This is a genomic window from Paenibacillus agricola, assembly GCF_011440305.1.
Taxonomy (GTDB): domain Bacteria; phylum Bacillota; class Bacilli; order Paenibacillales; family NBRC-103111; genus Paenibacillus_S; species Paenibacillus_S agricola.
Window position 1 is genome coordinate 83,778 of sequence record NZ_JAAOIW010000024.1, and the last position, 12,005, is coordinate 95,782.

Annotated in this window: 10 protein-coding genes and 1 pseudogene; 9 read left to right on the forward strand and 2 right to left on the reverse strand. The window is 44.6% G+C overall.

Going from position 1 to position 12,005, the window contains the following annotated elements; genetic code table 11:
* Positions 1–6 precede the first annotated feature (6 nt).
* From G9U52_RS35165 to G9U52_RS35190, 6 genes and pseudogenes are all read left to right on the forward strand, one after another.
* Positions 7–2,355: a hypothetical protein gene (locus G9U52_RS35165; protein ID WP_166156935.1), complete on the forward strand. Its 2,349-nt coding sequence runs from the start codon at positions 7–9 to the stop codon at positions 2,353–2,355.
* A 38-nt stretch (positions 2,356–2,393) separates the two neighbouring features.
* Positions 2,394–4,811 (forward strand): hypothetical protein, encoded by a 2,418-nt coding sequence (locus G9U52_RS35170; RefSeq protein ID WP_166156938.1) that lies wholly within the window; start codon positions 2,394–2,396, stop codon positions 4,809–4,811.
* A gap of 83 nt (positions 4,812–4,894) precedes the next feature.
* On the forward strand, positions 4,895–6,016 hold the full coding sequence (locus G9U52_RS35175) for a DUF4432 family protein (RefSeq protein ID WP_166156941.1): 1,122 nt from the start codon (positions 4,895–4,897) through the stop codon (positions 6,014–6,016).
* Positions 6,017–6,147: 131 nt separating this feature from the next.
* Positions 6,148–6,364 (forward strand): annotated as a pseudogene (locus G9U52_RS35180) (hypothetical protein); the annotation flags it as partial.
* Positions 6,365–6,612: 248 nt separating this feature from the next.
* Positions 6,613–6,756, forward strand: a complete 144-nt coding sequence (locus tag G9U52_RS35185; protein ID WP_207953400.1) for a hypothetical protein — start codon at positions 6,613–6,615, stop codon at positions 6,754–6,756.
* A gap of 161 nt (positions 6,757–6,917) precedes the next feature.
* On the forward strand, positions 6,918–7,844 hold the full coding sequence (locus tag G9U52_RS35190) for an ArsR/SmtB family transcription factor (RefSeq protein ID WP_311764979.1): 927 nt from the start codon (positions 6,918–6,920) through the stop codon (positions 7,842–7,844).
* Positions 7,845–8,068: 224 nt separating this feature from the next.
* Here the strand turns inward: G9U52_RS35190 and G9U52_RS39555 are convergent, their stop codons facing one another.
* Positions 8,069–8,233 carry a hypothetical protein gene (locus G9U52_RS39555; protein ID WP_207953401.1) on the reverse strand — a complete coding sequence of 55 codons (165 nt, stop codon included), beginning with the start codon at positions 8,231–8,233 and terminating at the stop codon, positions 8,069–8,071.
* 112 nt (positions 8,234–8,345) lie between these two features.
* Between G9U52_RS39555 and G9U52_RS35195 the strand changes: the two genes are divergently transcribed.
* Both G9U52_RS35195 and G9U52_RS35200 read left to right on the forward strand, forming a co-directional pair.
* A complete protein-coding gene (locus G9U52_RS35195) occupies positions 8,346–8,525 on the forward strand; it encodes a hypothetical protein (RefSeq protein WP_166156947.1) in 180 nt (59 codons plus the stop codon).
* Positions 8,504–9,031 (forward strand): sugar-binding domain-containing protein, encoded by a 528-nt coding sequence (locus G9U52_RS35200; RefSeq protein ID WP_207953404.1) that lies wholly within the window; start codon positions 8,504–8,506, stop codon positions 9,029–9,031. Before G9U52_RS35195 ends, G9U52_RS35200 begins: the two co-directional genes overlap by 22 nt.
* A 334-nt stretch (positions 9,032–9,365) precedes the next feature.
* On the opposite strand, the gene G9U52_RS35205 is transcribed toward G9U52_RS35200, so the two are convergent.
* Positions 9,366–10,259: a helix-turn-helix transcriptional regulator gene (locus tag G9U52_RS35205; protein ID WP_166156950.1), complete on the reverse strand. Its 894-nt coding sequence runs from the start codon at positions 10,257–10,259 to the stop codon at positions 9,366–9,368.
* Positions 10,260–10,505: 246 nt separating this feature from the next.
* On the opposite strand from G9U52_RS35205, the gene G9U52_RS35210 reads away from it, so the two are divergent.
* Complete coding sequence (locus G9U52_RS35210; RefSeq protein WP_166156953.1) at positions 10,506–11,843, forward strand: ABC transporter substrate-binding protein; 1,338 nt, start codon at positions 10,506–10,508, stop codon at positions 11,841–11,843.
* Positions 11,844–12,005: the final 162 nt, after the last annotated feature.

Genomic DNA, 12,005 nt, shown 5'->3' on the forward strand with positions numbered 1-12,005 from the left:
ATAATCATGGGAAAACAACTGAACTTGAAATGGGCAAAAGCTTCATCCTTGCAAACTCCGGAATTTGAATTTGCGGATACATCGGAAGCACTTCGCGTACTTAACATTCCGCAACCTGTGTGTTTGGAAACCTGGAATGTGGGAGCATCCAAGGAAGAGATAAGCGAGCATTCAATCGGATATACGTCTGTGCGGGAGCAGGATAACGGATTTTTGTGCGAAGCCGAGCTGGAGGCAGGAGGTTCCCGTTACCGGATAATTGACGAATGGGTGAGAGCCGAAGCGGATACCTGGCAGGTGAACCGCAAGGCAGTTGTTCTACAGGGTAAGGAAAACGCAGGCTTCAGGCTGCGCCTGGACGTGGTTACCGCTTTTCAAAAAGAAACGGATTTTACCGATTTGCGTTACTTTGCTCCGCCTGCGCTTTATGATAAAAACGATTTGGATGAAGACGGGCTGGAAGATTATTTAAGCACCCGCAATTTGATGTATAGAGAAGACCGGTTAAATATGCTGGCTGTTTTAGCCTATGACGAAAATCGGAAGTTCAGCATGAGCTTGCTCCGTGCAGACCAGCCGGCTTATGATGACATCCCAGATCGTCCGAATAAAGAGAGACTATTTTTGCAAAAAACGGATATCGGCAGCTTGGGAGTTTGGAAGGTGCCGGGCGAGCAAGACCAAATGTCTTTACGCGCGGCTTACCCTTTCTACGAAGGAGAACGCTGCCATGCCTTATACATGAAGGAACGTCCGGACTGGGGTTCATTTTGGCCTGCTGAAACCGGTGAGACCTTCGAAGTGTCTTATGCAATCCGGGTAGAAACAGCACCGGCCTTCATCGATGCCATATGGCAGTCATACACCCGTCGTATGAAAGACCTTGAGTCTACGCCGGTGCCATTGCCTGCAACTGCCGAGAAGCTGAATGAATACAGACTAGAATCGCTCGATCGCTATTACATCGAAAAGAGCGAAGAAGAAGATCCCAATATGCCGGCAGGGTACGCGCTCAACTGCCATCCGCAAAACGGGATTCAATTGAGCAATATTATCCAATTCGGATTTACAGGTCAAAACATTCTCAGTGCTTATAATTCGCTGCGTTACGGTTTGGATAACGGCATTGATGATTATGTAAATAAAGCCCAGAAGGTCGTCGATTTCTTTGTCAATAAGGCTCATCTTCGCGATAACGGCATGTTCTATAATTTATACAGCATAGAGAAGAAAAGCTTCGATTTTTGGTGGACCGGTCTGCTGCTTCCGCTTGCCTACGCGGAAGGAGAGCGTCTCGTTGAACTTATGGGGCCGCTCTATGATCACCGCGAGTTTGTGATAAAAGCGTTAAGAGAGAAGCAAGGATCGTATTTGCGCTGTATGAATGAGGATGTCCATGCATTAGTGCTCATCTATCAATTTGAAAAATCGCAAGGAAGAGAGAATAAGGAATGGCTTGCTGCAGCCAAAAACTATGCCGAATTCCTGCTTCGCACCCAAGAAGCAGACGGCACCTGGTATCGGGCTTATGATACCGACGGAAACGCCATTACAGATCCGCCAATCTGGTTCGGGACGACGATGTATGAACAAAAATCATCGACAGCGACGTCGATTCCTTTTCTCATTGAGCTGTATGAAATTACAAAAGACGAGCGTTATCTGGAAGCTGCCCAACTAGCAGGGCGCTTTGTCCGCGAAACGATTGTCAGAGGCATTAAATTTAATGGCGGTATTCATGACAGCATTTACGCCAAAGGCCAGTTGATCGATAATGAAAGCATCTATTTCCCGATGATCGGTTTGCTTGCTTTGTATAAAGCGACTAAAGATGAGTATTATCTGCAAGGTGCCCATGATGCCGCCAAGTTGAACGCGTCGTGGACGGTACTCTGGGATGTACCGCTTCCTCCTTCGAGCACCTTGGCTAAATACGGCTTCCGCAGCACAGGCATTGGGGCATGCGACACGCCGGGAGCAGGCTATGTACATCCATTTGAATTGTCCGGCGTGGCCGAGATGGTGGAAATCGCCACGCTAACTGGTGATAAAGATATGTTCCGTGTAGCGGAACTGCTCTGGCACGGCTGCAACCAAACCGTGGCGACTCCTGAAAAAGACTGGGGTTACCGCTACACCGGTCTACAGGAAGAAGGCTATTTAATCAGCTGGTGGGCTTGGGATGATCCGATGTTTGGCGATACCGGATTTGGTCAGCGCTGGAAAGGGGAAGGCAACAAAACCTGCTTCCCATGGATCCCTGCGGTAGCCGTTCATTGTTACTGGAAGCTGTTTGACCAGTTTGGCACAGCTGATTTTAGCCGGATTAAAGATCAAATAAATATGCAAGCCTAGGCGATTAACAATTAGAGATAGAGATGGGAGTGAGCCTATTGGAATCCATCAAGAATAATGCATTTTCCCTTCAATTATCTGATCAGGGCTTTGTGGAGAAACTTCTTATCAATGAGGACAGCGAAAACATGAATTGGGTGATTGATCCCCCATATTTGCGGGAGGTCGGTTACCAGGATGCCGATAAGCTGTTCGGACACTTCCGTTTAACAGTGAACGACGTGGAATACAGCAGCACAATCTGCGAGCAGCCTAAGAGATTTAGGATCGGGACCAAAAAGATCAAGCTGGTCTATTCATTTGACCGCTTTGAAGTTCATCTCACCTATGATCTTGAATCCGATGAGGAGTCCCTGAACTGGAATGTGTGTCTGCATAATATAAGCGGCAGCGAGCTTGTGGTGCATGACTTCCTTGTATGGTCGGCCCTCGCCTATATTATGTACCGCGATGCGGATGTGCATCGCAATATCAGCCAATCCTGCGCAGTTTTCCCTTCTATTTCACAGGATTTCAGCAAGATTGCCGCCGTGCGGAGAAGTCATAACGGACCCCATTTGGGGATGTACGCAGTGAAGGGAGAAACACGGTCAGTAGGTACTTATTGCCGATTTGAGAATAACTTTTTTAAAAACGTTTCTCCTTCACTCGATGGAATCCTCTACCACAATCTAGTGCTTGTCGGAACGGGCAGCAATGAACGAAGCACAACAGCTTCCGATTGGATTTATATGAGTGATGTACAGCCGCTTCGCCTGGCTGCAGGCTGTTCTGTGGACTGGGAATACGTTTTGATGCCCTATGATGAAGAACAGCAGTTTTACGAGAATGCTTTTAAGCTTGGACATCCGATAATTGAATACAATACCGTTACCGTAATCGGAGGAATGTTCCAGACAGCTTTTAGACTGCCGGAAAAAGTACAGCTCGTTGAAGTATGGATAGAGTCATTTGAAAATAGTGAAATCCAGCGAATCGATCTTACAGAACGGGTAAAACAGACCGAAGATGGATTAGCACTTGAAATCCGTATGAACCGGCCTGGTGAAAGAAAACTGGGGATTGTTATGAATAACGGTAAAACCGACAGTGTTGTTTTTAATGTCATCGAACCTATCAAAGAAATAATTGAAGCCAGGGCCGATTATATATGCCGCAGCCTGTATCAGAACGAAGATGCGGAAACACCTCATGCGTTTCTGCCGATTTCCAATCAAGGCGAATCGCTTGGCAAGCTGATTCTTGTGCTGAAGAAGAATCTGTTGGGTACGTTTGATCTTGATGAGCTGCGAAAAGTGGAAAACAGCGCGGTTCACTATATCAAGCCCAAATGGTTTGAGAATGGAGACTTCTTTCATCCTGCTAAACTATACGATGATTTTTATCGTATATTTGATCTCGATTATGTTGCCCATGTTTTCTACCTGCTCTCCAAATTCCAAGCGAATCAGTTAGTACGCCAGCGCCCTGCCGATTATTTGAAATGGGCAGCTGAAGTGATGATCGTCCGATTGGATGAAAATTTTCACGAGGATGAACGTGAGAAAAAAGAAACGCACATGCTCGGTGTCTACACTTTATTTATCAAAGATCTTCTGCAGAATCTGGCTCAGTTCAACATGACCGATATGCATGAACAGCTGTCCCGTTTATTTACGGCCACGGTGGAACGGATCCGTTTGGACAGCGGGCAGTATAAAGGAGCCGTGACCGAGCATTTTTATGATAATGCCGGGTTCGGACCGACCTGTGAGGCGCTTTGCTTGTTGGATCATACTAAAGAAGCGAAGCTGTATGGCGAGCTTCTTCTGGCCAATATTGGATACAGCAATGATTTCAGGGCTCAGAACCCGGACCGCTGGTGGGAAGCCTTATCCTATATGACGCATTCGCTATGGGGCGGATTGGTTGCTGCTTCAACACTTGTTGCGTACGAGCATTTGCGCGATAATGATTACTTGAAAGCAGCTTACCGTGCGACCATGCCTGTGTTTTATTGTTACGATTGGCATGCAACGGCAACGAACAAAAAGCTTGAACGGGGGCAGGCTGCTTCCACTTACAGTGTGGCCTCTCCTAATATGAATCGGCCCGACTTGTCACGAAACAGATTCGGCCAATCGGTTTTTGCCCAAGACGGTGGATTGTTTGAAAAGCTATTCAGTAATGCATCAGGCGACGATTGGGATATGGGTGAGGAGGTGGTCGCTTATTTGTCCGGCTTCGGGACCAAGTGTTTCCTCTATGTCAGGGACGGAGAAGTGTGCTGCATCAATGGAGAGATCACCAGACACGGCGATCGTTATGAAGTGAACAGCTATGCCGCATATCCGAGAGAATTTCATTTCTTTGAGGAAAATGCTGCTTTTCAAGCTTCTCCCGGTGAAGAGGTCCGTACCGTGATATTTGAAAATGGCCAGTTTGTCCAGCCTTTGCTGAACAGCAAAGGGAAATAACATAAAAAGTGGGAGAACAGCGTGTGACGGAGGTACATCCGTTAGGCTGTTTACTTTCGATTGTATGAAGAAAGAGGGATTCCATGCTACAAACAGGAAAATTTGTGTTGGCTGACTTAGAGCATTGTGGGAAAATAAGCATGCCGAAACAAGGAAGCATAGAGAAGCTGGTATTTACAGACAAGCATGGGGTAGAATTAACGGTGCTTGTCATAGACAACGGGCTGATGACAATCACCATTTTGCCTGACAGAGGCATGGAAATCGGGGATATCTTGGTTGCAGGAGCGAAGATAAGCTGGGATCGCAGTTACGGGTATCTCGTGCATCCGCAACATATCAACCTCGAGGAGCGGGGCGGGACAGGGTGGCTCGACGGATTTTATTCAGCTTCAGCGACCATCGGCCCGGAGCAATTTGGCAGTCCCGGTGAAGGATACACCCTGCATGGAACAGGTTCTTATTCTATAGCGAGTCCACAGTCTGTATTTATCACTTATGATGAAGAAGCGCTGCGGATTGAGGGAACCGTTCTATGCAGAGGATATACGCAAATCCCTGCTTTTGAAAAACAAATCAGTATTCTGACCAGATGGAACTCGTCCATTTTATTGAGAGAGGAAAACACCATAAACGTGTCGGATATCGACCAAACGTTGGATGACGGACTTCATATCCAGCTGTCAGGTTCATTTCTGCATGGCGGCGGTAGGTATGTGCTGCCGGTAGCCCAAAGGAACATGCACTTAAGAGATGGCGCGCCTGCGGAAGAGGATCCCCTGCATATTCCCGCTTTGGCCAAGGGTCCTGAGCCGATCCGCTGTTATCAGTATGTTCCTGAACCTGTCTCTGGACTTGAAAGCATTGAAGAGATTAAACCTTATGTAAGTAAATTTAATCGTCCGAAGAGCGTCACAGCTGAGATGATCGTGAACGAAGATTTCAGTGCTGCCGGGATTGTCATTCGACCGTTGGATTGTTTTCCCAGGTCGCTGATCGCCAAAGAAATTGCGGAAAGCTTCATGTTTTCTTTTGAACCTTGCAGGACAAGACCGAACCGGATGTCCCAAAAACATATAGATGGAGAAGCATTTGTACTCTCACCATCCGCAAGTGCTTTCACGCAGTGTATCATTGGCTTCAGTACAAACAAAAGCACAATAATCGGCTTGCAAAATTCCATTACAAATTTTAATAGTCATTGATAAAATACGAAACGGAGCAACTGAGATTTTGCCGATCCGTTTCGTATTTTTGCCATCTGTTTGTTAATTCTGTAATAGGTTGTGGTGCAAAGCTTTAATTCATGATACATAATTGAAATTGAAGTCATGGGATGGAGAAACTTACTTTGGAAACGCAATTGGATTTATTTAAATGGAAGCATTATGAATCAACGATTATTTTACTAACCGTGAGATGGTATTTGAAATATAGTTTAAGTTATCGAGATCTTGTAGAAATGATGGGTGAGCGGGGATTACAGATTTTCTCATACTACGATCATGAGATGGTTCCATGAGTTCGGTCCCGAAATTGATAAACGAATTCGCCCTTTCTGAAACCCGCAAACTATATAGAGCTGGTCAAGGGGGAGCAGGTGAAGCTGCACCTAAGCGTAGACAGTAAGCAACTTGGACCAATGAACTAAACATTTTGAAGGAGCCCAGTACCGCCTTGTACCACCAGTGGTTTTTTTGCATTTTTTGGGGATATTCTTGTCGTTTTTTTTGCGACAAGAATATCCCCCTTGGACGCTTCATAGCGCCGAGGAAATCCAACGCCGAGCACCCGGAAGGTGATGACGATCATCTACGTTGCAGACGAGAAGCGGGTGCTGGAGCCGGATACCAACGCTCGCAAATTAGACCTGGCTAAATGGCTGCCGGGAGACTGGATCGGCAGTCCGCTTAACCCGATTTTGTACCGTAAAGAAAGCACATAAGATCATAAGCCTGTTTCTTTGACTGATGTCGGAAGCAGGCTCTTTTTGTTTTCGGAAACTATAGCCGAGCAAGCCTAATTCTAACCTTTATGATTTACTAGTAAATGTTTGTCTGTTATAATTATTATTACAAATATTGTTGTAATAAAGAGGCGGATAACGTGAGAACCCTACAACTTACTTTAGAAGAAGCAATTGAAATATGCAAAGCTTTGGCCAACGAGCACAGGATGCAGATGCTGAACGTACTTAACCAAGGTCCTCTTAATGTGAACGAACTTTCAGAGTTGTTGCAAATCCCATTTTCGACTGCCGCTGTTAATGTAAAAAAACTGGAGGATGCCGGTATAATCTCGACGGAAATAGTTCCGGGTCGTGGCAGTCAAAAAGTCAACTCAAAAAAGTACGACCGTATAGTCATTAATTTAAAGTTACCTGAACCCCAGTTAGAAAATAATGTGATTCTCGATATGCCTATTGGAGAGTACACCGACTGTGAGGCTGAGCCGACGTGCGGGCTAGTAGGGGAACATAGTATTCTCAGTATTATAGATGACCCGCGCTCCTTCTATGAACCGGGACGGAAGGACGCACAACTGATATGGTTTCGTTCCGGATATTTGGAATACCGGTTTCCAAACAGGGTTCCATATGGCGCCCGGACTGAAAAAATAGAGTTATCCGCGGAGGTTTGTTCTGAAGCACCGTACCATAAACTGGATTGGCCATCGGATATTACGCTCTGGATGAACGGAGTAGAGGTCGGAACTTGGACAAGCCCCGGGGATCTGGGCGGAAAAAGAGGCTTCCTGACTCCAGACTGGTGGGCTACCCACAATACGCAGTATGGGCTGCTGAAGCGTTGGCAGATCAATGATAAAGGCAGCTTTATTGACGGTACTCGAATCTCTGATGTTACGGTTGATAAACTGAATATTTCCGAGAAGCCTTTTATCTCTGTCCGCCTAGGAGTGAAAAAAGACGCGCTGAACACTGGAGGCATGAATATGTTTGGCAAACGCTTTGGTAATTATGAGCAAGACCTGATTCTTAAAATAAACTATGCAAATACTTCCGGTATAAAATAATAGCTAAGGATAACGTCATTGCAAATGCAGGCGTTATTTTTTTTATATTATTTAAACAATAATATTTGTAATAAAACACGATTTAATATTATAATAAAGCATTCAATTATTTTGCCGAGTTTGGCCGCCCCGCTTGGGGTTATGATTTTGAAACAGTTTTACGACGGTATTCCGAATGAACTGGTGGTGGCTGCGTAAATTGACGGTGCGGGCCTTATCCGCATTTACTCAAGTATTTTCGTTCCGTTATCACGATCGTCAATGTCAGCGCTGGCTATTTTTACATTCATCAGCTCGTGGAACAACTTCTTGTGGCCGTTCCTTGCTATTAGTGACGAGGCAATGATGACGCTGCCTATCGGGATTCCGCTATGCCAATATGCTGGCAAGCTTTCCGGCCATACTCGTATTCATTATTTTTCAAAAGCATATTAGTAAAGGGATTACGATGACTGAAAAAAAAGGATAGACAAGCTTTGACAGCTTAGAATGGTGGAGGAAATGACTACGAGAAAGCAATGGAGCCTCGCGGGGACGTGGACATTTGCGACTGACCCCAAGGATCAAGGAGACAAGGGCAGTTGGTATGATCAAGAGCAAGGGCTTCCCGCAGGGTATGAAGTACAGTTCCCCATATATGGCAAAGAGACGGAGGGGAACTGGTCAATTATTATGGCGTAGCGTGGTATGACCGCACCTTTCAGGTACAAGACCGCGACCGCAAGAAGCGTCAATTTCTTCACTTTGACGCAGTGGACTATATGACCCGGGTATGGGTGAACGGCAGTTATGTTGGCGAGCGTGAAGGAGGATTTACTCCCTTTGAATTCGATATTACCGAATATTTAAGCGATCAGGACCAGCAAACGGTCACGGTACGTGAGTATGATCCTCAGGATAATTCGGATATTCCGATCGGCAAGCATGGTAGCTGGTATACGCGTGTAAGCGGAATCTGGCAGGACGTATTTATTGAGGAGCGTCCGGCCGTATTCGTAGAACATGCATGGATTACTCCAGATATCGACAAGTGCAGTATCTCTGTAAAATACCGTATAAACAGCAATACCCATGCGATACTCGGAAAAGGAAAACTCAGCTATTCCGTGAAACATCATTTGGGGGAGGCGACTGTTTATGAGGCATGGTTTTTTCTTATGTGCGCCCAGCATGGGCGCTATCTCTAGGGTTCAAGTCCCGAATGGTGAAGGCAATAGTAACCATAGCTTAAGGCAAGGGTGTCCATCGCGAGGTGGAATCTGGAGTAAGCCGGTGGCAAATCTCCGGTCTGAGGAACACGAACTTCATATAGCTAGCCAAAAGCAGGATAAATGTGGCTTTACTAGGAACCGTAAATACTATCCGAGTAGATAAGTGTCGCACAAACTGTGCCTGTGAGCTCCTGACGAAGGCATGTACATTTCCGAACGAATTCTCATAAATATAAATAGTCGGTCAGCCGACCGAGCTATTATAAAAATATCAGTTTTGTCTACCCTTTGTTAGGAATTGACTACCCTGCTATCTATTGTTCATATGCATTTTAGTGAATGCCTGCCTAAACTCTGTAGGAGTCATGTTTTCGTATTTCTTAAATAATTTCATGAAATATTTATCGTCGCCGATTCCTATGGCCAAAGACACATCTTTGATGCTTTGCATACTTCGAGAGAGCAGGTCTTTCGCTTTTGATATTTTTTGGCGGTGAATATATTCCTGCAAATTTATGCCTGTTCTCTGCTTGAAAAAACGGGATAGGTAATCTTTATTATAATTAAACTTCTTTGCGATCATGGCTACAGTAATGTCTTCCGTAGCATGGATGCGGGTCCATTCCATAATTTTTTCCAGGTTATAATCTTTTCCCGACTTTTTTCGCGGCATATAGAAATTCGTAATCGTCTGTTCAGAAAGCTCGATAAGCAGAGAAGTTAACAGGTAATAACCGCTGTATTTCGTGTAATAGTTCGAATTCACAGCATGCATAAGCTGATGGAACAAAATATTGACCCTTTCTATACCGGGTGGTGCAGAAAAGAGCGGGATATAGATATCGGCAATATTTTGGCGTGAATCGGGATCCATGCGGAAGATAGATACGTCTCCATCCATGCTCTCTGCATCTATCAGCTTATAACCTACAGGAAAATGGAAATGAAACCAATAAAATGATAAGGTTCCTTCACTTTCGATATAACCATGGTGCGTACAACCTGACGGCAGCAATAGAACAGTTCCGGGCTTTACTTCATATTGAATATCTTCCATCTGGATATAAAGCGTCTTATTGACGCCAATGATGATTTCAAAACTATCAATATTACGTTTAGTATGTATCCATGGAATCTCTGAAACAAATTGGCCGCCTGATATAAACTCAACAGGATTAGCGATATTGGCTTTAAAAAACTGCATGCCATCACCTAAATTCGTAAGATTTCCAATCTAACTATAAAATATTCTAAAGGAAGGAAGAAGTCAATATAATACACCTAATATTTTTTTTGGACTACCGACAAGAGATGATTCCTACGCTATACTTTACTTATGAAAACGCTATCATAACTGGCGACAATAGGGAGGGAATCAATCTGATCTGGCATGGAATGCCATTTGCTTTCAAGCAAAGGAATCATGAATTTAACGAGAGGGGTTTAGTCAATGAGAAAATCAAGATTAGTGATCGGTAACACGTTGGTGCTGTCGCTGCTGCTGTCCGCATGTTCAGGCTCACTACCGGCATCTGAGCAGCCATCCTCTAAAGAACAAGCAAAAAATACTAGTAATGAGGTTGTGAACCTGCAGTTTATGGGGTGGGAAGCAAGCCCTTTAGAAACGGATAGTGTAAAAAAAGGTATAGAAAATTTTATGAAGAAAAATCCGAACATCAAAGTTGAATATACTCCTGTTCCAGGCGGTACGCAATATGTTTCAAAGCTTCTCACGATGCTGGCTGGAAACGCAGCCCCCGACGTATTTTTCTTAGGCGCTAGAGAATACCGTTCTTTCCAGGAACGTAATGTGCTTCTTGACCTTACACCTCAATTTAAGCTTGAATACAAGTTAGATGAATTCATTCCTTCTTCTGCACAAATCATGGAGATAAAAGGAGGTATTTACGGTGTAAGCAGCTGTACGGTTTCTCCAGTACTTTACTACAACAAGGACGTGTTTGATAAAGCAGGTCTCCCTTATCCGCCGGTCGATCCTGCGAAAGCATGGACTTGGCAACAGTTCGTAGATGTTGCCAAGAAGCTGACCATTATGGATGGAGGTAAGGTTACCCAATACGGAGCTTATGGATTTGAGGATTTTGGAGTTGTCATTCCGGAAATGTCCTCAAACGGTGGGAAGCTCTTTGCTAATGATGGAAATACAATGGCTATCAATACATCGGAAAACAAAACAGCCTTTCAGGCAATTCTTGATATGCGTAAAAATGATGGAGTGGCACCGGAAGCCAAATTACTTGAAAACATTGGGATGAAACCCGCACAAATGCTTCAAAGCGGAAAGATCGGGATGCTAGTGACGGGTTCCTGGGCATTGCAAGAGATTGCAACAATGAAATTCCCTGTTGGGGTAGCTGCGCTTCCGCAGTTCAAGAAAGCGGTAACCATCGGGCAAGCTCACGTGCATTCCGCATGGAAAAACACAAAGCATCCAAAGGAAGCTTGGAAATTGATCAGTTACCTTTCATCAGAGGAATATCAAACCGATCTGATTAGCTCGGGTCTGTGGATGCCCAACCGTAAATCGCTTTATACTCAGGAGGGAATTAAAAAATGGTTTAATACCAAAGTCCATCCAGAGGGTTTCATTGAATTGGTTCCATATATCAGAGACGCTGAGGCGGATCCTCGTACTTTAATCAGTAACATTAAGGTGAATGCGATCATAACGGAAGAAATGGATAAATTTTGGTATGCCAGCCAAGCAGCGGATGTCACTCTTAAAAATATTGAGAGCAGAGGTAATAAAGAGTTGGCGACAAAATAAAAAAATGGTATAAAGCCTCAGGTTAACCTGGGGCTCTTATAAAGGGGAGATAAAATGAACTCCAAAAAAACATTGCAAATTGATACCCCTTACAGGGGAAATTTGGAACATAAGCCAACAAAGAGCCGATTTGTTGAGAAGCTTTTGTATAAGGACGGTACT